The organism is Desulfovermiculus halophilus DSM 18834 (assembly GCF_000620765.1).
Classification (GTDB): Bacteria; Desulfobacterota; Desulfovibrionia; order Desulfovibrionales; family Desulfothermaceae; genus Desulfovermiculus; species Desulfovermiculus halophilus.
Window position 1 is genome coordinate 1 of record NZ_JIAK01000030.1, and the last position, 26,726, is coordinate 26,726.

The window sequence follows — 26,726 nt, forward strand, 5'->3', positions numbered from 1 at the left end:
AGCGAAGAGCCTGGGCCAAAAAATTCCTCGATAAGTGGTTCTGGTGGGCCACTCATTCCAGACTGCAGCCGATGCGAAATTTTGCCTGGATGCTGCGCCGCAAAGAAGAAAATATACTCAGCTATTTCAAGATGCCGATCAGCAACGGCTCGGTAGAAGGTCTCAACAACAAGGCCAAGATGATAAGCCACAGGGCTTACGGTTTCCGGTCAGCCAAGAACTACATCCGTAATCTATACCATTGCATGGCTGGACTGCCTGAACCCAAAATCATGCACAAATTTGTGTGAGGAGCCTTTTCTTTCACTTGATCCTTCATCCGCTTCACATGGCCCCGACCCAATCCCTTCACCTCACACCCCAGTTCGAAGTACCGCTTGATTTGCTCGTCAGAAAGCAGTCCAAAGCAGTCGATAATAGCCGCTGGGTGGCCGATTTGGGTTACGACTGTGTCTGGATCCAGGTTTTGGTATTCTTGGTGACGGACTGCGAGGACTACGGCGTCTGCTCCGCGCAGGGCCTGATCCAGGTTTTCGGCCATTCGCATGTCTGTGAGCCCATCCTGGTTGCGGAAGAACTCTTTGCGGGAATGGCCGGCTCCGGGATAGGTTTCCTGCTGCTCGAACTCAAACCAGTGCTTTACATATGGATCATGGACCACCACATCCCCGCCCATTTCGGTCAGCTTGCGAACCACGATCTCTGATCCGGAGTAGCGGGTATCGCCCACGTCTTCTCTGTAGGACGCGCCAAGGACGGCTATTTTGGAGGCTGCCACGATCTTGCCCATGTTGCGCAGGGCGTCCCGGGTCAGTTGGGCCGGGCGCAGGGCTCGGGTGTCGTTTATATCAATGGCCTGGGGAGTGATCTTGAAGATGTCCTGCTCAAAGCCCATCAGGGTGTGGTAGGCCCAGACGCCCAGGCCGCCGTCCTTGGGCAGGCAGTAGCCGCCGATGCCCGGGCCGGGAAAGATGATATTGTCGTGGGTGGGCCGGACCTTGATGGCATCGATGACCTTCATCAGATCCACCCCGTTGGTCTCGGAAAACAGGGACCATTCGTTTAAAAAGGCCAGGATGGTGGCCCGGTAGGAGTTCTCCACGATCTTGCAGGTCTCGCTCTCCAGGGGCCGGTCCAGGACAGTCAAGGGATAGTCTTGGACATTTAAGACTTCAGATAAAAATTTTTCCACCCGCTGCCTGGCCTGGTCATTGATCCCGGAACACACCCGCCAGAAATCGCGGATGGAGGAGACGTAGTTGCGCCCGGGCATTACTCTTTCAAATGAGTGAGCTAGAAGCGGCTCTGCTGCTTCTGTTCGTCGTTCTTCGTGCTTCGTGCTTCGGGAAGCGGTTGGCGGGAAGCGGTTGGCGGAAGAAATAGACTGCTCGGCAACGGTTCCTCGTCCTTCGTCCTTTGTGCTTCGTTCGTCTGACTTCTGATCTCTGACGTCTGCTTGCCCCGTGAAACCGTGGCCCCCTTTGGGGTGTTTCACTGGGGACGTCTGAACAAGTCCTCGTCTCTCAAACGCCTTCTTAATAATCGGATAGGCCACATATTCCGTCGTCCCGGGAGGGACGGTGGTTTCGATCAGCACCAGGCAGTCAGGGCTGATGTATTCGCCGATGACCTTGAGGCTGTCTTCCAGGGCTCCGATCTCAGCGTGTCCGGAGCGGACATTGCCAAAGTCCTTTTTGTGATAATCGCACTGCACATCCACAACCACCACATCGGCCAGGGCCAGGGCCTCATAGGAATAGGTGGCGATCAGGGTCTTTTTGTCCAGCACGCAGCGAGAAATGAGCGGAGCAACTTCCGGATCCTCGGCCTGCACCGGGCAGATGCCCTGGTTGATGGTCGGGATCTTCCAGAAAGAGCGGGGGGAAGGACGCTGCATGCCGATAACGAACTTGGAGGGAGAACCGGACTGGTCCACAGTATCAGCCACCACCCCGGCCATGACTGCGCCGACAAAGCCGACCCCCATGACCACCACAATCTCCCGGCCCATGAGGCGCTGCTCAGCCACCAGGGAGCGGAGGCGCTCGGATTCGGCAGCGTAATCTGCCTCTGAGGGCAGAGGGAAGACCTGGCCGTTGGGGGCGGTACTTTTCGCTTGTTCTTCAATAGTTGGGGATGTGAGTGGTGATTGCATGGTACCTGTTATCTGTTATTTGTTATCGGTTATCCGATATAGTTATCTGTTATTGGTTATCTGTTATCTGGATTGCAGAATGTTATTCGTTATCGGTTATCGGTTATCTGGGGGGTAGTTATCCGTTGTTTGTTATCTGTTAACCGGCTTCAGAATTCAGATTGCAAACTGATAACGATTAACTGATAACATCTCACTCATCATCCTGATAACTATTAACAGATAACTGGTACTCTGAAGGTTCTTCCTTAACAGCAGAATCTTTATTCTTTCCTGCCTTGTACAGATAATTCATGTACCCGTTGGTCAGCTTTATGGCCTCATGGACCAATGCTCTTCCCTTTGTCAGCATTTCATCTGGGATGAGATCTTCATCATTTGCTGTGATCAAGTGATCCAGGGTCTCCCAGCAAGATCCGCGTGAATTGCTGCAAAACTTGGCATTGTCAATGTAGTGAAAGCGGCCATAGCCCTCAGCTATGTTGGCTGTGGTGGATCGTGCCGCCCTGAGCATCTGATCGCCAAGCCGGTACTGCTCGTACTTGGGCAGAATGGGAACAATCTGCTTGGCTACAAATATGCGTAACTCGCGACAAGCCTTCCAACATTTCAGGTCTTCGAAGGTTTGGATCTTCATGGTGCCTGTTAACTGTTATCTGTTATTTGTTATCGGTTATCTTTTATTCGCTGCCCGTTACCCGTTATCCGTTATCTGCTGTCAGTACCTGATAACGGATAACAAATAACTGAAAACGCCTCACCTATCCGCATCCTGATAACAATTAACTGATAACTGATAACCCGAATGTGATTCTTCCAACTCCTCACATTCGCTCCGTAGCTCCTCAATCTCCTTTTCCAGCGCATCAAATTCTTCCATCTTCCGCCGCAAAAAATGGTACGTGGCCTTGGCCTTTTGCTCCATGCCCTTGGGGGTTAAGATGTAGGCGTAGCGTCTTCTGTGCTCGCTTACAGTGAATTTTCCCAGCTCAATCCACCCCTTTTTGACCAGGGCGTTTAAGCAATAGTTCACCCGGCCCAGACTGACCCCGGATTTCTTGGACAGCTCCCGCTGGGACAGATTCGGGTTGGAGTCCAGGGCTCGGAGGATTTGGAATTCGGATTCGATCATATACTAGCTCAAAGCTGAAAGCTGAAAGCTGAAAGCTCAAAGGGTTAAGAAGTAAGAAGCTCGAAGCTGAAAGCTCAAAGCGTTTAAGAAAAAAGATAAAAGCTCAAAGCTCAAAGCTGAAAGTTCAAAGAAAATCAAAGAAGTAAAGAAGCTCGAATCCTGAAGCAGTTACTTATTATTCATTGATGCATAGAGAGAATTTATCAGGCCTTTGATCATAGACGCTATTTGCAAGCCCTCTTCTTTGAGCGCATCAAAATCTTTATCAGCAATCCACTTTTTCCGTCTAAATATTTCAAGGAGGGTCATTGTTTCATACAGTGATCCTCGGGCAATATAGCAGTATTGAACAAATTCCTTTTTGGAGTATCGTCCTTTTCCTTTTCACCCTGTTAAATACGATTTGAGCCTTTTATGCAAAAACCGTTTTCCATTATATGTTTTGAAATATTGTTCTCTATGCAAAGCATCGCCTTGGTGTAAACAAGCCTCGTAATAAATAAGCCTTAATGGCCTCCTGTTACGGGTAGATTCTACAAGCCCTTTATTATGCTGATCAAATCGTAGTTTGAGGTCTTTCGTATATCCCGCATAAAACTTGCCATCTATATCACTTTGGAGCACATAAGTATAATACATGCCCAAAACCTCAAACTATTATCAGGGCAAGTATTCATGGAAATAGAAGAGGAAGATGCTTCAATCTGCTCAAGAAGCCGAAAATGTTTTCTCGGAGTATCCATGGATTCAACCAGATCAATTACTTTGACGGCAAAATCAACTGATCTGGTCCATACTTCCAGATTCTCAAACCCAAAATCCATTTCTACCCTGTCTTTGCCTGATGCTCATCTCTATTAGAAGTGCCGATGATTTTGGTCTGATTCGCTTTGAGCTTTGAGCTTCCGGCTTCATCATAGTTCACGGAAGAACAAGTAAGGTATAGGCGGGGAGGATGTCAAGAAAAAATCTTTATTCAATGTGGGCTGTGACGGAATATTGACATGATTGGCTAACAATCTGAAATGAGTTGTTTTATGATCTTTTTTACCCCCTATCCGCGATAGATTTGCGAGATCTGCGGTTACAAACTCTTTGCCTTCGAGCTTTCAGCTTCAAGCTTTCAACTTATCTTCCGATACTCCCCCCGGGCTCATCTTCAGCCCGCCCTCGGCCCAGAACCCAGCCTTGTTCTCCCTGGCCCTCTTGGCTGCTGCCTTGAACCTGTCCGTGTATTTTACATTCGGTGGGATGGTCAGGATCGTGGCCAGGCCTTCTCTGACCAAAAGCTCGTTCAGCATGGCCAGCCGGCCGTCGTCCCTCTCCACCCATACGTAGGCCAGCAGCCGGCCGTATTTGTCCCGCTTTTGCACGTCTGGCTCCAGGTAGACCTTGCGGTCCTTGAGCGTATATCTGGTGTACAGGGTGGCCTTTCGCCCCCACTGGCCCTGATTCTTTTCCGGGGTGTCGATCCCGATCAGGCGCACCCGTTCATTGTAAGGTTTGTGCCCCGGGATGTGCACGGTGATGGTGTCCCCGTCGTAGTTTTTTATCACCTCCACCGCCTGGCCCAGGATCTCTTCCACGTCTTGAGCGTCCTGGCCCTGGCTGATTGCCGACCTGGATCCGTCCCCGAACAGCTCCCAGCCCACGGCGAACAGGACCAGCAGTCCGCTAAGGCTGACTATTATCCGTCTTTTGGTCCAGAAAGCCCTCCAGTCGAATATCAGGCGCCGTAAAGTTTCCAGTGGGTGCTTTGAGTCGGTCATCGTCCTCCCCCCTTCCCAGGAATTGGTCCAACAAAGACGATATTTTGTCTCTGCGTTGCTCGTATTCGTACCTATCTATCAGCCCGGAGTTGTACAGGGCCTCAATTTCCGACAAACCTGGATTGGTAACAGACGGTATAATGGCAAAGAAGACAAAAGCCAATATGCCCGTGACCAGGACTTCGGCCAGGGTCCTATTCCGCAGCCGGCCGAAGAAAAGGGTCAACCTGCGGCCGGCCACCCCGTCCCATACCGGCACGCCCATGGCGTTTAGGGAGTCCGGCAGCAGGTGGGCCAGGCAGGCAGAGAGAAAGAAGGGCATGAACGGCGTGTTCCAGCTGGCCATGAGCCCCACGGTCCAGAGGACGATGCTGTGCGAGATGCCCCGGTGAACCAGCGCCCCCCGGCTCATGATCTCCACGAAATCCGGGAACAGGCTGCCCAGGATGCACATGGGCAGGTTCAGCTGCATGCCCTGCGCCAGGGAAAAGCCGATGGCGGCATGGCAGGGCCAGATCATATGGGCCGGCCTCCCAGGCGCATGCCCTGGAACAGATAGCGGATGGCGGCCACGGTGAAGACCAGGTCCCTGTACCCAAGCAGGGCCAGGGAGACCACCAGACAGGCCATGATGATCATGGTCATATCGAACGTGTCCGCCCCGGTCCCTAAGGTGATCAGCTTGGCCTGGAACAGCTGCGCCCGCAGGGTGCGGTTGAGCTGGTTGAAGTGATCCGTGGTCACGATGAGCGAGCGGCACTTGTTGATCAGCCGGAAGGCGATGTCCAGCTTGGAGGCCGATATGCTGTGGGCGTTTTCCAGGATGAGATAGAAGTTCTCCGGCAGACAGCGCTCGATGGTTTCTTTAAGCCGCTTGTCCGTATTCACCACTTTGACCGGCAGCCTGTACTCTGTCAGCCACTGGCTCTTGGGATCGTCGCAGTTCAGGCGCACGAAGTTTATGCCGTGGCTGGTCAGGTGGTGCACGGTCTGGGTCAGGAACTTGGCCTTGCCGCTTCCGGGTCCGCCCTCGATGACCACTTTCCGGCCCGGAGAAAGGACAATGGTTTCCTTGTCCTGTTTGGCCTTTTTGACCCGAAGGCGTATAGAGCCTCTTTCAAAATAGGAAAAAACACGCTGCATGGGTCACCTGCAGAATTTGACCACTGATTAATTTTTTATCTGCGAAGATCTGCGAGATCTGCGGTTAAGTCTCTTTTCTTTCCGCCCTGAACTTCCTTACAGGAAATCCAACGGCTTTGTTTCACGGGGTAAACTGATTACATATCTGCGACAGAAGAGAAGACAGAAGAATTTTAACCGCTGATCGCGCTGATCTACGCTGATTTAGAATTTTATCCGTAATCCTCTGGGTAGGGGCAGGCTTCGCGCAGCGTAATGCCTGCCCTCTTTCTGGGTTTTCAACCATTGCTTTGGTTTACTGCCAGGATCTCGAAGAGGGCAACCATACGACGCAGGAGCGTCTAGGATTGCCCCTACAAAGAGGTGCGGGGTGCAGGTTATGAATAGCGGTATTTTGCTGGATTGGCGCATAACCGGGATCCTCTGAGTAGGGGCAGTGCTTCGGGCTTTGGCGAAATGCCTGCCCTCTTTCTGGGTTTTACTTATAGCTCCCACGCTCTGCGTGGGAGCTTTCCTGACCGCTCCCGCGGTCTCTTTCTGGACGCCGGAGCGTCCAAAAGAGTTCCCACGCAGAGCGTGGGAACGATAAAACATCGGAAAACATCGGCCGTCAGCCGTTCCAAGAGCATTCCGGACATCGGACCTCCGACGTCCGATCTCCGACGCCCGACCTCCGACCTCCGACTTCCGACCTCCGCCCTCCGATCTCCGCCCTTGCCCCTCGGCCCTTAGCCCTTGCCCCTTAGCCCTTAGCACTTTGCCCTTAGCCCTTAGCACTTTGCCCTTGCCCCTTCGCCCTCCGAGTATTGAGCCACCTGATAACCTTTTGTATATATTGAGCGCCCTGCTCAGAGTATGTTCCATCGCTTAACTCCATGGGCTCCCAGCCTGCGGCTCGAATCTCCTGCACAGTGGCACACCAGATGTCCTTGTCCTGAAAATCCCTGGAGCAATGCCCGCACCTGATTGCAGCCCCCAGCTCCACAAGCTCTTTGCTGTAACCCCGGCCCGCCGGTGCATAGGCCATGATCCAGCCCTCCAGACAGTACGGACAGTCCGGCCTTTGCTTGCCGGCCCGCTTCTTGGGGTGCTCCCTCAGCCATTGATCCCAAAGCTCCAGCATGGTCTTGGACAGGTTGCGCGGAAAATAGTCCCAACGACGTTTGATCTGATCCGACATCCACTCCAGAGGCTCGGCAGGCAGATGCTTGACCTGGGCGAACCAGGACCGCAGGCGCATGCGCGTGGTCTCTGAATCCTGTACATACTTGTCCTGCCCAAAGTGCAGGGCCAAACCTTCCACGAACTCAGAAAAGTGGTCTTTTTCCACGGTTGCCCTCCCTGTCGTCGTAGTTGCCTTCCAAGGCCTTGAGAAAATTGTCCTTCTTGATGACCCAGTCGAATGAGGCCGACCAGTTTCTGCCGTTACCGCCGTTTAAAAAGCTGGACCGGGCCACCCGGTCGAACAGGTCTTGCCAGGCCCCCAGGTCGGGCTGCTCCTTCCACCGGGCCCGGACCAGCTTGTGACGGTTGGAGCCAGGGGAAATCCTGGTCACCCTTGGAATGGAGGAACTGTGTTTCTCCAGGGACGTGTTCCAGGCCACGGCTATCTCCTTGAGCGGAACACTGTTCGAGACAGGTGGGGCCAGAGGAGACGGAAGGATTGACGTTGCCGGGGTGGGGGATTGGGTGCTGCTCTCACTCTCAGTATCTCTCTCTGTATCAGTATCAGTATCTGTCTCTGTGTTTGTGCAGGCTATGGATAGGGTATGGTAAAGGGTATCCATACCCTCTGGATCCAAATGGGGCGCAAGATATTTTTCACATGATTCCAGCAAGTTTTGGTTTAAGGAAAACGTGCTTGGAAGCTGGGTGATCAGCTTGAGAATGCCTTTTGCGTGCTTGGGATTTTGGGGCGGGTTCCAGCGCAGATAGTTGGGCAGGAAAGCGTACTTTGAAGGTTCGCAATAGAGCAGAAATCCGTTTTCCATAAGCTCTGTATAGGCTTTTGATACCCTCTCCATACCGTATCCCATATCTGCTGAAACGTATTCTTTGGGTATCCGGAAGCAGCCCAGGGAATTGGAGTGCCTGCAGGTCAGCAGGTAGGCGGCGACCAGTTTGGCCTGATCGGACAGCCCGTGCTCCAGGGCCCATTCCCAGAAACGGATATGGATGATCCCGAAATCCCGCATAGATTCAGGCGCCCTCGATCACAGCCGAACGCCAGCCCTCGGAGTTCAAGGGTTCACCCTCAGCCTGCTGAAGGCTGCGGCGCAAGGCCTTGACCTGATGCTCGACCTCAAACAGCTCACCCAAAAGACATTTGGGATCAAAACGCTCCAGGCCAGATGCACTGATCGTATCGTCAACAGTCTTGTGCACTCCCCCCAATTCTCCGGCCAATCGATTCATACGCTGCAACAGATCACTGTCATTGGTGATGGGAACTGAAGGCTCCAGCTCCCCCATCTGAGCCTGGATCCACTCCAAGGGCAGGGAGTTTCCCAAGGCCATGCACAGGCGGGGAAGGCGCATCAAGCTTGGATAATAGCTTGTATCCTGTTCGTTGAAATAGCGCTTGACAGTGGAGGGATCCTGTTCCATCTCTTCAGCCAGCTCTTCGATGGTCTTTCCGGACATCTGCTTGGCCAGACAAAGGGCTTGTTTGGCAGTAAGCCGTTTGAGATCAATGCCCATCGTGTCCTCCCGTGCGTTCAGATTTCATATTGCCTCTGTTCGCCACGATCTGTATTATTAATAGATACTGTGTTCAGGTGCCTGGAGAGGAGAAATCCTTACCTTTTAACTCTGGAATTATCGATTCGAGGGGAATGCCCATTAGAGCTTCAATCTGCAGGGCGAGCTTGAGAGACGGCCGGACCCGGCCTTTGAGCACCGCATTCAGGTGCTGCGGTGTGACATTCAACTTTTTGGCGAATTCTTTTTGGGTTACCATGTGAATATTATATTTTAATTACATGAATATGTAAACCTGTTTGTTCGACTTAATTTTGTTAGAGGAGAAACACTGTATGGACAACCCTGAAAATCGCTTTGCAGCCAACCTTTCTTACCTCCTGCGCACCCACGGCATGACCCAGAGAGCCCTGGCCGCCAATGTGAACCGCTCCTATCAGTACATAAACGAAATCATTAAAGGAAAAGCCGCCCCCTCCCTGGAACTCATGGAAAAGATCGCCAATGTCTTTGGTCTGGAGGCCAACGACCTGCTCAGTTTTGAGTTGCCCACAGTCGAAGCGCCGGACCTGCACGACCGGGATCAGATGACCAGGGTTCCGTTTTTGGAATACAAGAAACAAGACAACAGATTGGCCACCAGGGCCTCGGTCAGCAGGGCCCCATTCGGCTTTCGCACCGACTGGCTGTATCAGATGGGAAGCCCGGAAAGCATGGTTTTTGTGCGCACGAACGGAAGCAAGTTGGATTGCAGGCTGCCGGACAACGCCCTGGTCCTTGTGGACAGATCACAACAGGTGATCATCAGCGGCGCTCCTTACCTGATTCGGGTGGGCCTTGAACTGGACATCAAGAGGCTGACCAGGCAGGGCGAGGATGTGATCAGCCATGACGATGTGGGCAAAGAAAAAGGTTGCATGGAACTGGGAAAAAACCAGGACTGGGAAGTCCTTGGCAGGTGTGTATGGTATTGTAAACAACTGACATAATTATATTTTTTTATGGACAGTAAGATAAGCAGCCGCCTGCGTGCGGCTTTTTTGTCACCTGAAGTCAGCAGCTTTGATCCTTTAGAGGCCAGAACCCCTCCCTTTTGTGAGCGCAACCCAGCCCCGCAGCCCGGAACAGGCCGCCACGCACAGAACACGAATTAAAGGCCAAACAGACCACAGATCCCCTCTCTTTCCTTACCTGAATCAAATCTTGAAGCGCAGACGCCCCTTTTTTTTCACCACGATCAGTGCATCGACCTGTTTGCCAGGCAATTTCATATGAATGATTATTCGTTTTTTGACGAATAATATCTTGACAAATTCAGATTAATTCTTTATTCTGTACTCAACAACAGGCCAGGAGGACCCGGCCGGACTCGGGCCTTGCTTAAGCTAAATCGAACCCACCGGGACGCGGGATAGGCCCTGCCCCTACCCGGCACAGGGCGGCGGCGGAGCCAAGGCTGAGGCAACGAAGCGGGAAACCTGAAAATTGAAAAGGGGGAGCCTATGAAAATGATCGAAGCGGAACAAGAGGCCCTGCGTCTGTGCCCGGACACGACGGTATTTCTAAGCTATGACCGCAAGCACTACGACTACAGCTGCATAGGACAGGAAAAAGGGTTCGACATTGAATGCTCGATTTGGGTCGCCAGCCTGCACGAGAGCTTCCGGGGCCCGAACTGGAAAACCGCGACAATGAAACTGCGAAACGCTTTGAAGGCAAACCCGCCCCAACCTTGCCCGGACCAAGAGATCCAGGCCCTGCCGGCGGCTTAGCAAGGGGGAAACATGGTGGAATTTATTGAATGGATGGACCTGACGAAGGAAGAGCAAGAAAAGCTGCTGGGATGGGAAAAGCTGAATCAGCTTGAGCCGGAGCATATCGAGATGGGGGTCTCGCCCCGGCCCAAAGCTGAAAACGTGATTGACGATTATATGGCTAACTAGCTGTAAACGCAAGCGCCCCCGCCTGGATCCCGGGCAGGGGCGCACGGAGGGCGGTGAGATATGAGCACTGAAAAATCCACCCCAAATGCCATGGGCTTATATAGCAAGCTCATTCAAATACGAAAGACCTGCACCTACCTGAAAAAAGACAACCAGGGCTACCAGTTCAAGTATGTAAGCAGCTCCCAGACCCTGGGAACCCTTCGCAGCAAGATGGATGAACTGGGTGTCCTCTTGGTTCCGGCCATAAAATGGCACCAGGTGACCGAACATGCCAACTCAAAAGGCAACAAGGAATTTTTCACCGAACTGGAGGTGGAATTTACCTGGATGGACGCGGAAACCGGAGAAAGCCTGACCTGCCCATTTTACGCCCAGGGGATCGACAGCGGGGAGAAGGGCGTGGGCAAGGCCATGACCTACGCTGAAAAGTACTTCATGCTCAAATTCTTTAACATTGCCACTGACAAAGACGACCCTGACGCCTTCCAGAACAAATACAACGAAAAGAACGGACATACACAGGCCCAGAGCCAGCAAACGGACCAGCCGCAAGGCAGCCAACCTCAAACACCGGCCCAAGGCGCCCAACAGGCACCTCCTCAAACCCAAAACGGCACCCAGCCACCCAAGGCCACCGAGGCCCAGGTGAAAAAGATCCATGTTCTGTGCGGCAAGCTGGGATACACCAACCACGACAAGAAAATAGAGAACGTGAATATTTGGCTCAATCAAAAGGGTAAGCCGCCCGTGCCAAGCACAAAAGAGCTGGACAAAAAGGATGCATCTGAATTGATCGAGCTTTTGGAACGCCACGTCAACCAGCTGCAGCGAAACACGGCCAAGCAGCAGCAAGCCGCCCAGCACGTGGAAAATGCCACCGCGCTGATGGACGAAGCCCCGTTCTAAAGCCATTCGCCCCCGGGACGGCCCGGGGGCAAAACCCAAGGCAAGCACATGCGCACATTAAAAATACCTGAATACAGGACAACCCCGGCACCCGCCACCGGCATTGGCTGGGTGAATGTGGAAAGGTGGGATCCTCAAAGCGGCCAGTACAGGCATGTTGCGGCCTTTCGCAGCGAAAAAGAGGCACAGGTTTTTATAGACAGCCAAAGCACCAAGGGGGAAGACCATGGAGATCTACATTGACATCGAAACCCTGCCCGGGTTGATACAGCCAAGCATTGACGACCTCATTGCAAAAGCGCCCGGCAACCTGAAAAAGCCGGAAACCATCCAGCAGTGGGCCAAGGACAACCAGGAAACCGAGTGGCGAAAGCAGGCCCTGGACTCCATGCAAGGCCGGATCCTGACCATCGGATGGGCCATAGGCGACGACCCGGCCCAGGCCATGACCGTGGGACTGGACGACATCGAGGACGAAGCCGATTTGCTGCGTACCTTTCAAGAACTGCTTCTGGACCATCCCATCGATATTTCCCGCCTGGACTGGGTGGGCCACAACATCCGGACCTTCGACCTGCCCTGGATCTGGCGAAAGTCCCTCAAATACCGCTTGCATTCCCTGGCCCGGATCATTCCCAGGGCCAAATTCGACAAGCGGATCCAAGACACTTTGGAGCTGTGGGCGGCCGACTTCCGGGACCGGGTGAGCATGGACGACATTGCCAATTTTCTGGGGATCAGCGGTAAGACCGAAGGAGTGGACGGTTCCAAGGTATTCGACCTCTGGCAGGAAGGCTACCTGCAGATCATAAACGACTACTGCGCCCAGGACGTGGAAGTGACCCGCAACGTGCACCGGATCATCACCGGGCAACCTGTGCTGGAAGAGGCGGTTTAATTTGGTCCCTTCAAACCAGTAAAGTGGTCTGCCCATCTTTGCTGGCTTGAAGGGATAAAGGCCAACCCATGAACCCAGGGAGAAACCATGCACATCGTCAAGCTCGAATCCGAAAATATAAAGCGCCTCAAAGCCGTTTCTATCACTCCCCAGGGGAACATGATCACTATTGGCGGCCAGAATGCCCAGGGCAAGAGCTCGGTTCTGGACTCCATCGCCTATGCCCTTGGCGGAAAGCGGGCTGTGTGTGATCGGCCGGTGAGGGATGGCCAGGACAAGGCCCGGGTGGTCTGCGAGCTGGATGACTTGGTGGTGACTCGGACCTTCACCAAATCTGGCGGCGGTACCCTGACCGTATCCAACAAGGACGGCACCCGCCACACCTCCCCGCAGAGGATCCTGGACCAGTTGACCGGTAAGCTGACCTTTGACCCCCTTGAATTTTGCCGCATGGAGCCCAGGGCCCAGGTAGAGACCTTGAAAGCCCTTGTCGGCCTTGACTTCACAGACATGGATCGCGAGCGCCAGGACCTTTATGATGCACGAACTCAGGTCAATCGGGATATCAAAAAGCTAAGGGCCGCCTTGCAGGATATGCCTGCTCACAATGACCTGCCGCAAAAAGAAATCACCGTTTCCGATCTCATGACTGAGCTCAAAGGCCGGCAGGAACATAACCGGGCCAACCAGGCCAAGAGGGATGAAGTCCATAGCCTGGAAACCAGGATAAGCAAAGGCCAGGAATACGTGACCGACCTGCAAAGTCAGATCGACGAGCTGCAGCGAAAGCTGGAATCCGCCCAGGGACAGCTGGACCAGTTGCAGGACTCCAGGGACGCCTTGCAGGCAGAAGTGGACACCCTGACCGACCAGGACGAGCAGGAGATCCTGGACCGGATGGAAAACGCCCAGGAAATAAACCGCAAAATCCAGCAGGAGCGCGACCGGCTCAGGGCCCACGAAGAGCACGGGACCCTGGAGACCAGGGCCCAGGCCCTGACAAACGAGATCCAGGCCATCGACCAGGCCAAGGCCCGGGCACTGCACGAGGCACACTTTCCGGTTCACGGCCTGTCCTTTGACGATTCCGGCGTGCTCCTAAACGGCCTTCCCTTTTCCCAGGCCAGCCAGGCCGAACAGCTGCGGGTATCCGTGGCCATGGGCTTCGCCCAGAACCCGGGGCTCAAGGTCCTCCTGGTCCGGGACGGATCCTTGCTTGATGAAAACAGCCTGAACCTCCTGGCCGGGCTGGCCAGGGAATATGATGGCCAGGTCTGGATCGAGCGCGTGGGCGAGGAGGACGAGTGCGTGGTGGTTATCGAGGACGGGATGGTCAAATAAGGCTCTCAACGAGCATTTGCAAGAAAGACGATGACCGTAAGCTGAGCTGGATAGTTATATGACAAAGTTGCTTCAGCCTTTGGGACGAAAGATTCCTCATCAGGATATAGCGGAACTGTTTGAAGTTGCCCTGTCAACTGTTCAACGCTATCCTTCCAGGTACGGCGGCATACGCATTGGCGGTCGTGTCCTGTTCTTTGAAAATCTGGTAAGTGAGAAGGTGAGGGAAGAGTATGCCGTACAAGCGAAAACGAGGGTCAAAGATACAGTGGGTGGGCCAGATACGGATTGGAGACAGGCGCGAGACGCGGGTATTCGAAACCAAGAAAAAGGCCAAGGAGTGGGAGAGCGAAAGGCGCGAAGAACTGACCAATCCAGAGCCACCAGCGGAAACCAATCAGCTGGAAGAGACGATCCCTTCAATCTCTTGTCATAAGTGGGCAACACGGTATCTGAGCTTTTGTGTCCGAAAGTACGTCCCAAAGGTCGTTTCCGAGAAACGAAACGTGTTTTCCAGGTTCAACAAAGCCATCGGGCCGGATGAAGACGCTTCAGCGCTTACCTTGAAGCAGATACTGGCCTACATGGAAAACCAGGAACGGTCCGGCCACGCCATCAACAAAGACCTCAAAAACCTGCAAGCGGCCTACAACTGGGGAATCAAATATCTTGGCCTTAAAGCCCCGAATCCTTTTGCCCTGATCGATCGACTCCCGGAGGAAAGGGTGGACAGATATGTGCCACCTGAAGCGGAGTTCTGGAAAGTCTATGAAAAGGCAAAGGGGCAGGACAAGGTTCTGCTCCTTTTTTTTCTGCATACGGCAGCCAGAAGGGGAGAGGTCTACAAGCTGAAATGGTCGGATATTGATTTCTGGTCGCGAAAGATACGACTAGGGACCCGGAAAAACAAGGACAGTTCCATGGAGTATGTCTGGATCCCGATGACCGAGATCCTGGCCGAGACCATGGAAGGGCACAAAAAGACGGCCTTAAGCTCTGAGCATGTTTTCGTCCAGCCCTCTGGACGGCGAAAAGGGCAGCCATACACCGAAAACAGGGGTTTTCCCCAGGACGTGTGTGAAAAGGCCAAAGTGAAGCCTTTTGGATGTCATGCCATTAGGCATCTCACGGCATCCATTCTGGCCCAGAACAATGTGCCCATGAAAGTGATCCAGGAAATTCTGCGGCATAAAAAGCTCTCCACCACGGAAGGCTACGTCCGTGGACTGGAGTCTGTACGGCCGCATTTGGAGCTTTTGAAAGGGGGGCTGAAGAAAAAAGCCGTCCAAAAGCCGTCCAAAAAGAAAAAGGCCAGTGGGGGTGTCCACTGACCTTCTTCTAACACCTTGGAGTGTTTGGAAAAAATGGCGGAGCTGACCGGACTCGAACCGGCGGCCTCCGGCGTGACAGGCCGGCGTTATAACCAGCTTAACTACAGCTCCGCATTCTACGCTGGTTTGGTGGGCGGAACAGGGCTCGAACCTGTGACCCTCGGCTTGTAAGGCCGATGCTCTCCCAGCTGAGCTATCCGCCCCGCCGCGAGAAAAAGAATATAAAGATGACCTTTTTTTTTGTCAACAATTTTTTTCGAGGCCGAAAAAAAATGCCCCAAAAATATTTCGTACCAGAAATGCGAAGGATTTCTAACATTACAACGACAGTTTGGGTACGACAAACGCCTGCAAAGAGCCAGGCGATTCCTTATAGCCCCCATGCTCTGCGTGGGAGCCTTCATGACCGCTCCCGCGGTCTCTTTCTGGACGCCGGAGCGTCCAAAAGAGTTCCCACGCAGAGCGTGGGAACGATAAAAAGCTCGCGCTAACGAAGCATAAAAACGAATTCGATTTCGATACCGATACCGACTGGGAGTGGTTACCCAATCGGATACTGATAACTATTAACGAATAACTCATAACAGTTTTTCATACAAACTGATCGCGCTGATCCAGATCTGGCGGAATTTGGGAGCTCAGATGCGTCAGGACGCAGCGGCAATCTCTTCCTGCAAGCGGCGAACTGTGTCCAAAGGATCCGGGGATTCGCGTATGGGCCGGCCGATGACCACATGATCCGCCCCGCTGGCAATGGCCTGGCCCGCGCTCACCGTCCGCTTCTGGTCGTCCACGGGCCTGTTCTGTACAGGACGGACCCCGGGGACGACCACCAGGAGCCGATCATCCAGATGCTCGCGCAGGGCCGGAACTTCCAGGCCGGAAGAGACCACCCCGGCGCAGCCAAGGTCCAGGGCCCGCCTGGCCCGGCTGAGGACCAGATCCTGGGCCGAACATGCAAAGCCAAGATCATCAAGGTCTGCGGCATCCAGGCTGGTCAGGGCGGTGACGGCCAGGATCCGGGCCGGTCCTTTTGCCTCGCAGGCCGCTTGCAGCATGGCGTCGTTGCCGTGTACTGTGAGCAGGGAAACCTGGTGCTTCTGGGCCTGCTGCACAGCCTTGCGCACGGTCTGGGGGACGTCGAAGAACTTGAGGTCGAGCATGACCTCGGCATCCTGGTCCTGGATCCAGTGCACCAGCTCCCAGCCACCGGCCAGAAAGAGCTCCAGCCCGACCTTGAAAAAGCGGATTTGGGGCAAAAGGGTGCTGACCCAATCCTTGGCCAGTTGGGGGGAGTCCAGGTCCAAGGCGAATATGATTCGTTTGTCCAGGGAAATAGGTGTGCGCATTGCTGTCTCGCGGTCCTTGGGTCGCAGGATCTGGGGTGTGCCTGATTCACTTCGGAGCATATACCTGTATTGAGGTATTCTCAAGCCTACAGGCCGGGCTCAGGGGGCTGGACCGAAAAATGTGCGGGCCTGCCGCGAAAGGCACACAGAAGAGACGGCAAACTCTTATGTATGCAATTCCACTTTGTGGGGCGAAGAACCACAAATACGTTTCGCACCTCCGGCCATGGCTCTGTTTGCGGGGCCACGCTTCATGCCCAGGTGATTGTCCATGACCAAGACGAGAGGGCCGTTTGCCGATCTTTTGCCCTGGCAGTGGGCAGCACTCTTCGCCCTGTGCGGGGTATTCGCCCTGGAATACCCTGTGGCCGGAATAACTGCCGGGGCTTTGCTGGCTGGACTCATGTTCCTGGCCAGACCGCTGCCCCTTGCCCTGTCCTGGGCCCTGGCCGCATTTGTTCTGGGCACGCTCTGGGTCTGGCTGCATGCTCCGGGGACGCCGCCGTCCATGCCGGAGTGGATGAAAGACCGGACACAGGCCGAGGTCCGGGCCCGGGTGCACGCGGTCCGGTTCAAGCCGGAGAACAGGATCCAGATTCTGCTTTCCGACGTGCACTGCCGGGGCCAGGGGTTCGAGCAGGTCCTGCCGGGGATGACGGTCTTGACCTGGCAGGATCCGCCCCGCATCCCGGCCCCGGGACAGGAGATCCGGGCCAGGCTCCGGATCAAGCCCATCGACGGCTTCGACAACTTCCATACCTGGGACAGTCGGGCCTACTGGGCCAGGCAGGGGGTCTTTCACCGCAGCTTCGTCAAGGGGGAGGCCGATCCCCCGATCCGGATACACGGCGATCCGGGAACCCTGTGGACCTGGCGGCAGGCGCTTCGCTCCCGGGTCCTGGCGGCAACTGAGCCCGGACCCGGGCAGGGGCTGCTTCTGGCCCTGCTCATGGCTGACCGATCCAAGCTGGAGTACGAGACACTTGATTTGGTCCGCCGGGCCTCCCTGGCCCACAGCCTGGCCCTGTCCGGACTGCATCTGGGCTTTGTCTTGACCCTGGGGTGGGCGGCAGCCCGGGGGATTGGATATTTCCGGCCCGGGATATTCCTTGTCCTTCCCCGCCCGTTGATGAGCATTGCCCTGGGCGCACCTCTGGTCATCGCGTATCTCTGGCTGGGACAGGGCCGGGAGTCCCTGGTCCGGGCCGCACTGATGTTCTTTTTCTGGGCGGTTTTGTTGCTCGCCGGACGGAGCAAGGCCCTTCTGGACGGGCTCTTCTTCGCCCTTTTGGTCTTTCTGATCTGGGATCCCCTGGCTGTCTTCTCCCTGGGCTGGCAGCTGTCCATGGTTGCCGTGGCCGGGATCCTGCTCCTGTGGCCTTTGATCGGGACACGGTTCGATGCCCAGCGTTCAGGAGTCCGAAAGGCCCTTTCCGGTCTGCTGTCCGTCTTTCTGCTCAGTCTCACGGCCAACATCGCCCTCCTGCCTCTGCTCATGGCCGACTTCGGCCAGCTGAGCCCGCATATCTATCTGAACATGCTCTGGCTCCCGGTGCTTGGGTTCTGCGTTTTGCCCCTGGGTCTTGTGGGGATGAGCGTATCGGTGTGTCCAGGGATGAGCTGGCTTGGAAACAGGGCCATGCATCTGGCCGGGGATATTCTGGAGATGATGAGCGGTCTTTTAAAGTGGCTTAATGCCCAGGGATGGCTGGAGGTTGTTGTGACGCCCAGGCCGGGATGGGCGGAGTGCGTGGGATACTGGCTGCTTTTGGGGGCGGTGATTGCCGCCGCCCGGAGCACGAGCGCGAAAAATGTCCTGGCGGGCGGGCTGGGGCTGGGCATGATCGCCGTCCCCTGGCTGACTGCCGGCAGTCCCGACCAGGGAGGCGCGGTCCGGCTCCGGGTCCTGGATGTGGGCCAGGGCCAGGCGGTATGCCTGAAGAGTCCGGAGGGCGAACGGGTCCTCATCGACGGGGGAGGGTCATGGAATCCGGACTTCGACCTGGGCCGGTACGCCCTGAGCCCGGCCTTGACCTATCGGGCCCTGCCCAGGGTGGATACCGTGGTCCTGACCCATCCGGACTTCGATCACCTGCGGGGGCTGTTCTATATCCTCAGGCATTACCATGTCGGGCGCTTCGTGTTCAACGGACAATGGCCCACGGGAGAGGACAGGCGGACTCTGGAAGAGATCATCAGCCGCAAGGAATTTGGCCTGCACAAAGCCCGGGCCGGGGACCGGCTGCAAATCGGAGATGACCTAAACCTGGAGGTCCTGCATCCAGGCCGTATTTCTGCAGAAACAGAGGACAACGATGCCTCCCTGGTGCTGCGGGTCTGCCATCAGGGGAAAGGGCTGGCCCTTATTCCCGGCGATATTGAACAGCCAGGGATCGCCGATCTGTTGGACTCCGGCCGGGACATGCGGGCCGATGTGCTGGTCGTTCCCCACCACGGCAGCCGGGGGAGCCTGAGTCAAGAGCTGTATCAGCGGGTGGACCCGGAAATTGCCGTGGCCAGCTGCGGGTTTTTGAATATATTTCATTTTCCGCACCCGGAAGTGGGGCAGGCCCTGGGCCGAGCCGGCGTCCCGCTGTACTCCACGTCCAGGGCGGGGGAAGTGCGGGTAGAATGGGACCCACGCTCCCTGGAGATGGGCTCGGTACGCACCAGGCTGGGGGATGAGGGGCCGGTATTTCAACGGTTGACGGCTTGGGGAGCGGGCAACTACAGATAATGTTTCGATGCAGCGAATCCTGAAGAAACAAAGGAGGCGATTATGGAATATACCCGTATACCCGGAATCGAGGAGAAGGTGTCCCGGGTGGCGTTGGGCACCTGGGCCATCGGCGGCTGGATGTGGGGCGGAACCGACGAGGCCCTGTCCATCCGGACCATTCATGCCGCCCTGGATCAAGGGGTGAACATCGTGGACACCGCCCCGGTCTACGGTTTTGGCCGATCGGAAGAAATCGTGGGCCGGGCCCTGGCCCAGGACGGCAAGCGAAAGGAAGTGGTCCTGGCCACCAAGGTGGCCCTGGAATGGGATCCGCAGGCGGGCAAGGTTTGGCGCAATGCCTCCCAGGACAGAATCCGGCAGGAAGTGGAAGACTCCCTCCGCCGGCTGCAAACCGATGTCATCGACATCTATCAGGTCCACTGGCCGGACTCCAAGGTGCCTTTTGAGGAAACAGCCAAGACCCTGGATCAATTGCGGAGTGAGGGCAAGATCCGGGCCGTGGGGGTGAGCAACTTTTCCGTGCAGCAGATGCAGGCCTTTGGGCAGGGAACTGATCTGGCCGTGTGCCAGCCCCCGTACAATATCTTCGAGCGCAGCATCGAGAAGGACATCCTTCCCTACTGCCAGGAGCAGGGCATGGCCACCTTGACCTACGGCGCGCTCTGCCGGGGGCTCTTGAGCGGAAAGATGCGCTCGGACAGCACATTCACCGGCGACGATCTGCGGCTTGTGGATCCCAAATTCAAGCAGCCGCGCTATGACCAGTACCTCCAGGCTGTGGACGCCCTGCAGAACCTGGCCCGGAAGCGGCATGAAAAGGACATCATACATCTGGCTGTTCGGTTCATTCTGGACAAAGGGGTGAGTGTGGCCCTGTGGGGCGGTCGCCGGCCGGAACAGATGACCCCCTTGAGCGAGGTCTTTGGCTGGAGCTTAAGTGATGACGACTTCCAGGCCGTCGACCGGATCCTGGAGGAGAATGTGACCGATCCGGTGGGACCGGAGTTTATGGCTCCGCCGGAGAGGTAGGCGGAGGGGAGAGAGGACAGAGGTCAGAGATCAGAGATCAGAGATCAGAGGTCAGAGATCAGAGGTCAGAGGTCAGAGGTCGGCCTCAGGTCTTGATCCAGGGGGATCGAGTGTAGGGGCGAATAATCATTCGCCCTCTTGGGGGCTGAGCAGAGATCAGAGATCAGAGGTCAGACGGCAGAGGGCAGCCTTGTCTTTGAGAAGAAATGGACAGCGGTTGAGGGCAACCGCGTCCTACGCAAGAGCTGCACCCGGTTTTTCATACAAGGTTTTGATTTTCATGCCGCAGCCCAGCTTCATCCCCGTCCCCCCTTGAGGGGGGCTTCGGGGGGTGTTCTCTGCGGAGGATAGAAGACTGGTGGCCTTTCCTGGTCCTGAGGACAGGGGACAGGAGGCAGGAGTCGGGAGTCGGGGGACAGGAGTCTGGAGTCGGGAGGCAGGAGTCGGAAGAAACACCCCCCTTTTATCCCCCCTCAAGGGGGGACTTGACACCCAGCCCCCAGCTTCTGAGCCCTCAAGGGCTGGCCTGTCTTTGAGAAGAAATGGACAGCGGTTGAGGGCAACCGCGTCCTACGTAAGAGCTGCACCCGGTTTTTCATACAACGTTTTGATTTTCATGCCGCAGCCCAGCTTCACCCCGTCCCCCCTTGAGGGGGGCATAGCATACACTTAACACCGTGGAGTTATAACATACTGAAAAAAATGAGGTATCAGATTCACCATTCCAACCACCCCTGCCCCTCCTTGCGAAGGAGGGGAGTTAAGAGAACCGCGGTTGTGTGTACGTTTTTTATCCGCAAGTGTCTGGCTTATCGAAAGCCGCAATCGAATATCTAAAGCAAGATCAGACGATTAAGAGTCCCCTCCTTGGCAAGGAGGGGGCCCAGGGGTGGTTGAACGATGACCAACACCTTATCCCACGGTTTACCTGGTTACATAGACCAAAGGTCTACGGCAAAGCCGTATGTAACTGGGTGTAAAGTGTGGATAAAGGACAGCCCGGGGGGTGTTCTCTGCGAAGGGCCGAAAGCGTGTGGCGTTCCCTTGTCCTGAACAGGCATTTTACCCTGACACCTGACACCTGATACCAGATGCCTGATACCTGATAACAGATTTTCCAACACAAGATCTCATGAAATTCGTTACTTCCCAGCTCCTGTATTTTTTCCAGAGCAATACAGCCAAGAGGAACGTGAAGGTCCTGTGCAAGTTCCTGGCGGTCCTGGTCCTGCTCATAATCGCCTACAGCGCCGTGTTTCATCATCTCATGGCCCTGGAGGGGCGGGAGTACTCCTGGCCGACCAGCATCTACTGGACCCTGACCGTGATGACCACCCTGGGCTTTGGGGACATCACCTTCACCAGCGATATCGGGCGCATCTTTTCAGTTGTGGTCCTCCTCTCCGGGGTCATATTTCTGCTGGTCATGCTTCCCTTCACCTTTATCCAGTTCTTTTACGCCCCGTGGCTGGAGGCCCAGGACAAGGCACGGACCCCGCGGGAGCTGCCCAAGGACATGCATGGACATGTGATCCTGGCCGGGTTTGAGGCGGTGGGCATGGCCCTGATCAAGAAGCTGGCCCAGTACAATTACCCGTATGCCATTTTGCTCAATGATCAGCAGCAGGCACTGGAGCTGTACGACCAGGGCTACAAGGTGGTCCTGGGCGATATAGACGACAGGCAGACCTATGAGCGCCTGCGGGCCGGGCAGGCGGCCCTGGTGGTCTTTAATCAGGACGATCAGCTGAACACCAACGGCATCTATACCCTGCGGGATTTTTCCTCGTCCACCCCGATTGTGGCCAATGCCGAAAGCCAGGCCTCCATCGACATCATGGAGCTGGCCGGGGCCAATCAGGTGTATCACTTTTCCCACATGCTGGGCAGGTCCCTGGCCCGGCGGGTGCTGGGAGTGAGCATGCACGCCAATATCATCGGCAGGTTCGGGCAGCTGGCCATTGCCGAGGCCCCGGCCATGCGCACCCCATTGGAGGGAAAGAGCCTGCGGGAGAGCGGGATCCGGGAAAGCACCGGGGTGAACGTGGTGGGCATCTGGCAGAGGGGGGCCTTTATCATCCCCCGGCCGGAAACCCGGATCAGCGAGCATTCGGTCCTGGTCCTGGCCGGGTCGGAGCCGCAGCTGCAGCGCTACGACGAGCTGTACAGCGTGTACAGTGTGTCCATGCACCCCGTTCTGATCCTGGGCGGGGGCCGGGTGGGCAAGGCCGCGTCCCAGGCCCTGGCCGAGAACCAGATCGACTACCGGATAGTGGAAAAGAATGTCCGCCTGACCAGGGGCAGCGACAGGCATATCCAGGGTGAGGCCGCGGACCTGGAGGTCTTGAAGAAGGCGGGGATCGACAGCGCTCCCTCGGTGATCATCACCACCAACAACGACAACATGAACATCTATCTGACCATCTACTGCCGGAGGCTGCGCCCGGACATCCAGATCATCACCCGGACCACTCTGGACAGGAACATCAGCAAGCTGCATCAGGCCGGGGCAGACCTGGTCATGTCCTACGCCTCCATGGGGGCCAATGCAGTGATCAATTTCCTGAAAGAGGACAAGGAACTCATGCTGGCCGAGGGCTTGAACATATTCCGGCAGCAGATTCCCGATCTCTTAGCCGGCAAGTCCCTGTTGCAGAGCAAAATCAGGGAAAAATCCAGCTGCAGCGTGATCGCCGTCCGTTCCGGAGAGGATATGCAGATCAATCCCGATCCGGGATACGTGCTGCACAAAGGGGAAGAGATCATCATGGTCGGGACCACGGAAGCGGAAAAGAGCTTCCACTGTCACTTCCCCCAAAAGGAGGGCTGACCCCCTGTTCATGAACGGACCCGGCTCACGGCAGGGCCAGGGGGCGAAAACAAGGAAGCCGCCTCTCCCCGGGGGAGAGGCGGCTTTATCGACTGGGCAAGGACATGCAGTGTCCGCCTGAGGACCAAATGCCAGCTACACGGTGATGACCTTCGGCTCGAGAGACCCGGGGGTCTGCAGTTCGGCCATCTTGCGCACCTGCCCATGGCAGTCCTGGCTGTGCAAGGAGTTCAGCTTCTGGTAGTCGATGCTGGCCAGCCCGGCTGCGTCGATGGACAAGGCCGAGGTGGAGGCGAAGACGCCCACGTTCTGGCTCATGATCTCGCCCGGGCTCGGGGCGCAGTCGCAGACCGTGCTGATATCCATGGCGAAGTTGACGTAGGCCACCTTGTCCGGGGCAAAGGTGTTCAGCACAGCCTTGGCGGCCACAGCCAGTCCCTGGGGGAGTTTCTCCCTGTTTTGAAGGGTGATGGCTCCTTCCGGACAGGCGGTGCTGCATATGGGGCAGCGCATGCACCATGGGCTGTCGATGACCGCGCATCCGTCTTCTATCCTGGGCAGGTTGAACCAGCATGCGTCCACGCAGGTGCCGCATCCCTGGCAGGCCTCTTGGTCGATGACCAGGTCCAGGAGCCGGTGCTGGTCCAGCTTGCTCTTCTTGGTCACCCCGCCCATGCCCAGATTCTTGATCGCCCCGCCGAAACCGCCCAGAGGATGCCCTTTTAAGTGGGAAACCACGATCATGGCATCGGCTTGATGCAGGGCGCCGGCAACCTCAACATCGGGCAAGAGCGGGTCCGGGGACTCCACGGTGATTCCGTTTTCACTGGTCAGTCCGTCAGCCACCATGAACGGAGCGAACCCGAAGCCGTTGGCCACGGCTGTTTCCATATGGTCCACGGCGTTGTTCCGCAGCAGGGGATAGTAGGTGCAGGTGTCGGTCAGAAACGGCTTGCCGCCCCTGGCCTTGACCTCGTCGACGATCTGCTTGAGAAAAAAGGGCCGGACGTAGTTGGGATTGCCCAGCTCGCCCACATGGAGCTTCACGGCGACCTTGTCCCCGGGCTGGACCACGTCGAACAGCCCCGCGTGTTCGTACAGGGTCCGGGCATCGTTCATCATGTTTGCGCCCTGCTTCCAGGGGGCCAGGAAAACTGAGTGTGCATCCTGCATGCTTTTCCTCCTTATGTTTTTTCAATCTACCAAGCGTACCAGAAGCCGGGCGACCGGGGGGAGTAGAAGAGGTAGGGGCCGTGCCACGGATAATAATAAGGCCGGTACGGCCCTCGCCGGTCGTAGTTTTCCCGGTTCGGATCATCCCAGAGATGGATCTCCTTGATCTGGAGTACGGGATAAGGGCCGTAGGGATCGTTTTCCAGGGTCTGTGTCTTTCCAGTTACCTTGCCGGCTAGAGTTACCCCGCGGTGCTTTGAATAGATTTCAGGATCAAGGAACGTATTCTGGGTGGCGATAAATCTGCCTGCTGAAGCATCCTTGGTTTTTGGTTTTTGCTGCGAGGTGAGCGGGGCCTGCAGGATAACCAGCCGGCTCTCTTCCTGCCCGGGGTGATTTTCAATGATATATCCGCCCCAGATCACGATCTGTCCGCCATATTGAGCAGGATCCGCCGTGACCTGTTCAAAGCTGAGGCTTGGATCGGCCTGGACGCGGAGGTCCTCGGAAACCACAGCACATCCGGAAGTGCACAGGATGGTCAACAAAAGACCGAGTAATATGCTTTTCATGTCAAGCCTCCGCTGGGGAAGGTGCAGGTTTGATTTTGTGGGTCGCTTTTGTTGTAATACCAAGTTGAATGCCGCTCACTATAAAGTCAACCCCAACCCTGGGCAATGGTGGACAGGAAAAATGTCTATGGCTATCCATGATCCTGGGTCCAGTGGAAAGAAGGCCCAAGCTCGAACAGGCACGCTGAAGAAATTGTGCCAGACCTAAGGAAAGGATCAGGATGATTCTGGAGGAGGGTGGGCGATGACCCCGACCCGGATTCGGGCCAGCGTGGTTTCTGAGCGAGCAGCCCGGGTGTGGTAGTGAGAGCAGTCTTTCATGCCCCAGGATACTCTGCATACCTCTCAAGCCGTCCATTTCCTGATCCTGCATGGATTTTCCATGCTCGGCCTTCTGGCCGCCGTGGAACCCCTGCGGGCTGCGAACCGATTCCAGCCGGATCTATTCACCTGGCAGTTCGTGTCTGTGGACGGCTTGCCGGTCACTGCCAGCAACGACATGGCCTTTGACGTTCAGTCCTCCCTGGCCGATGCCGGTCAGGTCCGGACCTGCATTGTGTGCGCCGGATACCATCCGGAGCAGCACTTCCAGGAGAGCATCTTCTCCTGGCTCCGGGACCGGGCCGGGGAGGGCTGCGTCCTGGGGGGAATAGACACCGGGAGCATCCTCCTGGCCAAGGCCGGTCTGCTGCGCGGGTATCGGGCCACAGTGCACTGGGAGCACTTGAACGCCTTTCGGGAGGATTTTACCGATGTGCGGATTAGCGGGGCCTTGTATGAGATCGACCGGGACCGGCTGACCTCATCCGGAGGGACCTCCTCCCTGGATATGATGCTCCAGCTGATCTCCCTGCAGCACGGGTATCCCCTGGCGGTCAAGATCTCCGAACAGTTCATCCACGAGCGGATCAGAGAGCCCCAGGACGAGCAGCGGATGCCCATCAGCCTGCGGATGCAGGTCCATCACCCGGAGGTGGTCCGGGCCATTGAAATCATGGAGCAGAATATTCAGGAACCGCTGTCCGTGCAGCAGATCGCCGCGATTGTCGGCTTGTCTCCACGACAGATGAGCAGGGTCTTTCAGGACAACCTGGAACAAAGCCCGTCCCGCCTGTATCTCAAGCTGCGCCTGGAGCGGGCCAGACAGCTTCTGGGCCAGACCAGCCTGCGCATTCTGGACATTGCCCTTGCCTGCGGATTCCAGTCCAACGCCGCCCTGAGCAGGGCGTATAAGTCCGTGTACGGATATCCGCCCCTGCAGGAGCGGAGGGGGATGGATGGCGAATAGGTGGGTTGGGTTCTTGGACAAAAAGAATGGAGTTTTCTAACAGAAATAACCGCTGATCGCTGATCCAAAGATGATTTTTTTCTCATCAGCGCCGATCATCTTTATCAGCGGTTAAATATCTTCCTCTTTTTCTTTCCGCAGACAACCCATCAGCGGCCAAAGAAAAGAAACAACCGCAGATTGCGCTGATTACGCTGATCGCAGATCAAAAGATGATCTTTTCTTATCAGCGTAGATTATCTTTATCAGCGGCTAAAGCTCTTCCTCATTTTCTTTCCGCAGATAACCTATCAGCGGCAAAAGAAGAACATTAACCGCTGATCGCGCTGATTTCCGCTGATAAAGAAAGGGATGATTCAATGAATACATATTTATATCAAAAAGAATCATATGCCCTTATCGGCGCTGCCATGGTGGTATACAA

At 55.9% G+C, this 26,726-nt stretch carries 27 protein-coding genes, 2 tRNA genes and 1 pseudogene; 12 read left to right on the forward strand and 18 right to left on the reverse strand.

Annotated features, from left to right (window positions below):
- Positions 1-290, forward strand: a 290-nt coding sequence (locus N902_RS19355) for a transposase (RefSeq protein WP_161635187.1), incomplete at its 5' end; no start/stop codon positions are given.
- Here N902_RS19355 and N902_RS20240 read toward each other — a convergent pair.
- The 13 genes and pseudogenes from N902_RS20240 to N902_RS20685 form a co-directional block, all read right to left on the reverse strand.
- Positions 221-2,155 (reverse strand): nucleotide sugar dehydrogenase, encoded by a 1,935-nt coding sequence (locus N902_RS20240; RefSeq protein WP_208596328.1) that lies wholly within the window; start codon positions 2,153-2,155, stop codon positions 221-223. The two genes, N902_RS19355 and N902_RS20240, sit on opposite strands and share 70 nt — an antisense overlap.
- Before the next feature lie 193 nt (positions 2,156-2,348).
- Positions 2,349-2,792, reverse strand: a complete 444-nt coding sequence (locus tag N902_RS17765) for a four helix bundle protein (protein WP_084288329.1) — start codon at positions 2,790-2,792, stop codon at positions 2,349-2,351.
- A 120-nt stretch (positions 2,793-2,912) separates the two neighbouring features.
- A complete protein-coding gene (locus tag N902_RS0112470) occupies positions 2,913-3,287 on the reverse strand; it encodes a MarR family EPS-associated transcriptional regulator (RefSeq protein ID WP_027371190.1) in 375 nt (124 codons plus the stop codon).
- 168 nt (positions 3,288-3,455) lie between these two features.
- Positions 3,456-3,656 (reverse strand): annotated as a pseudogene (locus tag N902_RS20670) (four helix bundle protein); the annotation flags it as partial.
- Between the two features lie 15 nt (positions 3,657-3,671).
- Positions 3,672-3,926 carry a GIY-YIG nuclease family protein gene (locus N902_RS20675; protein ID WP_084288333.1) on the reverse strand — a complete coding sequence of 85 codons (255 nt, stop codon included), beginning with the start codon at positions 3,924-3,926 and terminating at the stop codon, positions 3,672-3,674.
- On the reverse strand, positions 3,893-4,111 hold the full coding sequence (locus N902_RS20680; protein ID WP_084288335.1) for a four helix bundle protein: 219 nt from the start codon (positions 4,109-4,111) through the stop codon (positions 3,893-3,895). Before N902_RS20680 ends, N902_RS20675 begins: the two co-directional genes overlap by 34 nt.
- A gap of 291 nt (positions 4,112-4,402) precedes the next feature.
- On the reverse strand, positions 4,403-5,056 hold the full coding sequence (locus N902_RS17770; protein WP_084288337.1) for a thermonuclease family protein: 654 nt from the start codon (positions 5,054-5,056) through the stop codon (positions 4,403-4,405).
- Positions 4,962-5,576: a hypothetical protein gene (locus tag N902_RS0112485; RefSeq protein WP_027371191.1), complete on the reverse strand. Its 615-nt coding sequence runs from the start codon at positions 5,574-5,576 to the stop codon at positions 4,962-4,964. The genes N902_RS17770 and N902_RS0112485 overlap by 95 nt, the downstream gene beginning before the upstream one ends.
- Positions 5,573-6,199: an ATP-binding protein gene (locus N902_RS0112490; RefSeq protein WP_027371192.1), complete on the reverse strand. Its 627-nt coding sequence runs from the start codon at positions 6,197-6,199 to the stop codon at positions 5,573-5,575. Before N902_RS0112490 ends, N902_RS0112485 begins: the two co-directional genes overlap by 4 nt.
- A 763-nt stretch (positions 6,200-6,962) precedes the next feature.
- Complete coding sequence (locus N902_RS0112495) at positions 6,963-7,529, reverse strand: hypothetical protein (RefSeq protein WP_027371193.1); 567 nt, start codon at positions 7,527-7,529, stop codon at positions 6,963-6,965.
- Complete coding sequence (locus N902_RS18840) at positions 7,507-8,394, reverse strand: hypothetical protein (RefSeq protein WP_027371194.1); 888 nt, start codon at positions 8,392-8,394, stop codon at positions 7,507-7,509. The genes N902_RS0112495 and N902_RS18840 overlap by 23 nt, the downstream gene beginning before the upstream one ends.
- Before the next feature lie 4 nt (positions 8,395-8,398).
- Positions 8,399-8,899: a phage regulatory CII family protein gene (locus N902_RS17780; RefSeq protein WP_051564567.1), complete on the reverse strand. Its 501-nt coding sequence runs from the start codon at positions 8,897-8,899 to the stop codon at positions 8,399-8,401.
- Between the two features lie 73 nt (positions 8,900-8,972).
- Positions 8,973-9,158, reverse strand: a complete 186-nt coding sequence (locus N902_RS20685) for a helix-turn-helix transcriptional regulator (RefSeq protein WP_034622770.1) — start codon at positions 9,156-9,158, stop codon at positions 8,973-8,975.
- Positions 9,159-9,234: 76 nt separating this feature from the next.
- Between N902_RS20685 and N902_RS0112510 the strand changes: the two genes are divergently transcribed.
- The 7 genes from N902_RS0112510 (at position 9,235) to N902_RS17805 (ending at position 15,321) form a co-directional block, all read left to right on the forward strand.
- Complete coding sequence (locus tag N902_RS0112510) at positions 9,235-9,888, forward strand: helix-turn-helix domain-containing protein (protein WP_027371195.1); 654 nt, start codon at positions 9,235-9,237, stop codon at positions 9,886-9,888.
- Between the two features lie 513 nt (positions 9,889-10,401).
- A complete protein-coding gene (locus tag N902_RS0112515) occupies positions 10,402-10,671 on the forward strand; it encodes a hypothetical protein (RefSeq protein WP_027371196.1) in 270 nt (89 codons plus the stop codon).
- Between the two features lie 12 nt (positions 10,672-10,683).
- Complete coding sequence (locus N902_RS19780; RefSeq protein ID WP_153304213.1) at positions 10,684-10,842, forward strand: hypothetical protein; 159 nt, start codon at positions 10,684-10,686, stop codon at positions 10,840-10,842.
- Positions 10,843-10,902: 60 nt separating this feature from the next.
- The gene (locus N902_RS18845) at positions 10,903-11,751 is read left to right on the forward strand and encodes an ERF family protein (RefSeq protein ID WP_051564568.1); all 849 of its coding nucleotides are present in this window, start codon (positions 10,903-10,905) and stop codon (positions 11,749-11,751) included.
- A 226-nt stretch (positions 11,752-11,977) separates the two neighbouring features.
- Positions 11,978-12,649: a ribonuclease H-like domain-containing protein gene (locus N902_RS18850; protein WP_027371197.1), complete on the forward strand. Its 672-nt coding sequence runs from the start codon at positions 11,978-11,980 to the stop codon at positions 12,647-12,649.
- Positions 12,650-12,736: 87 nt separating this feature from the next.
- The gene (locus N902_RS0112535) at positions 12,737-13,990 is read left to right on the forward strand and encodes an AAA family ATPase (protein WP_027371198.1); all 1,254 of its coding nucleotides are present in this window, start codon (positions 12,737-12,739) and stop codon (positions 13,988-13,990) included.
- A 233-nt stretch (positions 13,991-14,223) separates the two neighbouring features.
- A complete protein-coding gene (locus tag N902_RS17805; protein ID WP_084288340.1) occupies positions 14,224-15,321 on the forward strand; it encodes a tyrosine-type recombinase/integrase in 1,098 nt (365 codons plus the stop codon).
- 34 nt (positions 15,322-15,355) lie between these two features.
- On the opposite strand, the gene N902_RS0112545 is transcribed toward N902_RS17805, so the two are convergent.
- The 3 genes from N902_RS0112545 to pyrF form a co-directional block, all read right to left on the reverse strand.
- Positions 15,356-15,432: transfer RNA gene (locus N902_RS0112545), tRNA-Asp, on the reverse strand.
- 16 nt (positions 15,433-15,448) lie between these two features.
- Positions 15,449-15,524, reverse strand: a tRNA-Val gene (locus N902_RS0112550).
- A 444-nt stretch (positions 15,525-15,968) separates the two neighbouring features.
- Positions 15,969-16,670 (reverse strand): orotidine-5'-phosphate decarboxylase, encoded by a 702-nt coding sequence (gene pyrF / locus N902_RS0112555; protein WP_027371199.1) that lies wholly within the window; start codon positions 16,668-16,670, stop codon positions 15,969-15,971.
- Between the two features lie 271 nt (positions 16,671-16,941).
- Here pyrF and N902_RS17810 point away from each other — a divergent pair, with 271 nt between their 5' ends.
- The 3 genes from N902_RS17810 (at position 16,942) to N902_RS0112575 (ending at position 23,269) form a co-directional block, all read left to right on the forward strand.
- Complete coding sequence (locus N902_RS17810) at positions 16,942-19,407, forward strand: DNA internalization-related competence protein ComEC/Rec2 (RefSeq protein WP_051564570.1); 2,466 nt, start codon at positions 16,942-16,944, stop codon at positions 19,405-19,407.
- Between the two features lie 42 nt (positions 19,408-19,449).
- Complete coding sequence (locus N902_RS0112565; RefSeq protein ID WP_027371200.1) at positions 19,450-20,439, forward strand: aldo/keto reductase; 990 nt, start codon at positions 19,450-19,452, stop codon at positions 20,437-20,439.
- Between the two features lie 1,132 nt (positions 20,440-21,571).
- Positions 21,572-23,269, forward strand: a complete 1,698-nt coding sequence (locus tag N902_RS0112575; protein WP_027371202.1) for a potassium channel family protein — start codon at positions 21,572-21,574, stop codon at positions 23,267-23,269.
- 135 nt (positions 23,270-23,404) lie between these two features.
- On the opposite strand, the gene N902_RS0112580 is transcribed toward N902_RS0112575, so the two are convergent.
- Complete coding sequence (locus tag N902_RS0112580) at positions 23,405-24,442, reverse strand: DUF362 domain-containing protein (protein WP_027371203.1); 1,038 nt, start codon at positions 24,440-24,442, stop codon at positions 23,405-23,407.
- Between the two features lie 26 nt (positions 24,443-24,468).
- Positions 24,469-25,014: a Slp/YeaY family lipoprotein gene (locus N902_RS18855; RefSeq protein WP_051564571.1), complete on the reverse strand. Its 546-nt coding sequence runs from the start codon at positions 25,012-25,014 to the stop codon at positions 24,469-24,471.
- A gap of 319 nt (positions 25,015-25,333) precedes the next feature.
- On the opposite strand from N902_RS18855, the gene N902_RS0112590 reads away from it, so the two are divergent.
- Positions 25,334-26,302, forward strand: a complete 969-nt coding sequence (locus tag N902_RS0112590) for a GlxA family transcriptional regulator (protein ID WP_027371204.1) — start codon at positions 25,334-25,336, stop codon at positions 26,300-26,302.
- Positions 26,303-26,726 lie beyond the last annotated feature (424 nt).

Excerpts from the sequence above, each read along its gene's own strand:
- N902_RS18840 (WP_027371194.1), bottom strand. The coding sequence starts at position 8,394 with ATGCGGGATTTCGGGATCATCCATATCCGTTTCTGGGAATGGGCCCTG.
- N902_RS0112485 (WP_027371191.1), bottom strand. The coding sequence starts at position 5,576 with ATGATCTGGCCCTGCCATGCCGCCATCGGCTTTTCCCTGGCGCAGGGC.
- N902_RS0112515 (WP_027371196.1), top strand. The coding sequence starts at position 10,402 with ATGAAAATGATCGAAGCGGAACAAGAGGCCCTGCGTCTGTGCCCGGAC.
- N902_RS17810 (WP_051564570.1), top strand. The coding sequence starts at position 16,942 with ATGACCAAGACGAGAGGGCCGTTTGCCGATCTTTTGCCCTGGCAGTGG.
- N902_RS0112580 (WP_027371203.1), bottom strand. The coding sequence starts at position 24,442 with ATGCAGGATGCACACTCAGTTTTCCTGGCCCCCTGGAAGCAGGGCGCA.
- N902_RS0112470 (WP_027371190.1), bottom strand. The coding sequence starts at position 3,287 with ATGATCGAATCCGAATTCCAAATCCTCCGAGCCCTGGACTCCAACCCG.
- N902_RS18845 (WP_051564568.1), top strand. The coding sequence starts at position 10,903 with ATGAGCACTGAAAAATCCACCCCAAATGCCATGGGCTTATATAGCAAG.
- N902_RS18855 (WP_051564571.1), bottom strand. The coding sequence starts at position 25,014 with ATGAAAAGCATATTACTCGGTCTTTTGTTGACCATCCTGTGCACTTCC.
- N902_RS17805 (WP_084288340.1), top strand. The coding sequence starts at position 14,224 with ATGCCGTACAAGCGAAAACGAGGGTCAAAGATACAGTGGGTGGGCCAG.
- N902_RS20240 (WP_208596328.1), bottom strand. The coding sequence starts at position 2,155 with ATGCAATCACCACTCACATCCCCAACTATTGAAGAACAAGCGAAAAGT.
- N902_RS0112535 (WP_027371198.1), top strand. The coding sequence starts at position 12,737 with ATGCACATCGTCAAGCTCGAATCCGAAAATATAAAGCGCCTCAAAGCC.
- N902_RS0112510 (WP_027371195.1), top strand. The coding sequence starts at position 9,235 with ATGGACAACCCTGAAAATCGCTTTGCAGCCAACCTTTCTTACCTCCTG.
- N902_RS17780 (WP_051564567.1), bottom strand. The coding sequence starts at position 8,899 with ATGGGCATTGATCTCAAACGGCTTACTGCCAAACAAGCCCTTTGTCTG.
- pyrF (WP_027371199.1), bottom strand. The coding sequence starts at position 16,670 with ATGCGCACACCTATTTCCCTGGACAAACGAATCATATTCGCCTTGGAC.
- N902_RS18850 (WP_027371197.1), top strand. The coding sequence starts at position 11,978 with ATGGAGATCTACATTGACATCGAAACCCTGCCCGGGTTGATACAGCCA.
- N902_RS17770 (WP_084288337.1), bottom strand. The coding sequence starts at position 5,056 with ATGACCGACTCAAAGCACCCACTGGAAACTTTACGGCGCCTGATATTC.
- N902_RS19780 (WP_153304213.1), top strand. The coding sequence starts at position 10,684 with ATGGTGGAATTTATTGAATGGATGGACCTGACGAAGGAAGAGCAAGAA.
- N902_RS0112575 (WP_027371202.1), top strand. The coding sequence starts at position 21,572 with ATGAAATTCGTTACTTCCCAGCTCCTGTATTTTTTCCAGAGCAATACA.
- N902_RS0112565 (WP_027371200.1), top strand. The coding sequence starts at position 19,450 with ATGGAATATACCCGTATACCCGGAATCGAGGAGAAGGTGTCCCGGGTG.
- N902_RS0112590 (WP_027371204.1), top strand. The coding sequence starts at position 25,334 with ATGCCCCAGGATACTCTGCATACCTCTCAAGCCGTCCATTTCCTGATC.
- N902_RS20675 (WP_084288333.1), bottom strand. The coding sequence starts at position 3,926 with ATGTATTATACTTATGTGCTCCAAAGTGATATAGATGGCAAGTTTTAT.
- N902_RS20680 (WP_084288335.1), bottom strand. The coding sequence starts at position 4,111 with ATGGATTTTGGGTTTGAGAATCTGGAAGTATGGACCAGATCAGTTGAT.
- N902_RS20685 (WP_034622770.1), bottom strand. The coding sequence starts at position 9,158 with ATGGTAACCCAAAAAGAATTCGCCAAAAAGTTGAATGTCACACCGCAG.
- N902_RS17765 (WP_084288329.1), bottom strand. The coding sequence starts at position 2,792 with ATGAAGATCCAAACCTTCGAAGACCTGAAATGTTGGAAGGCTTGTCGC.
- N902_RS0112490 (WP_027371192.1), bottom strand. The coding sequence starts at position 6,199 with ATGCAGCGTGTTTTTTCCTATTTTGAAAGAGGCTCTATACGCCTTCGG.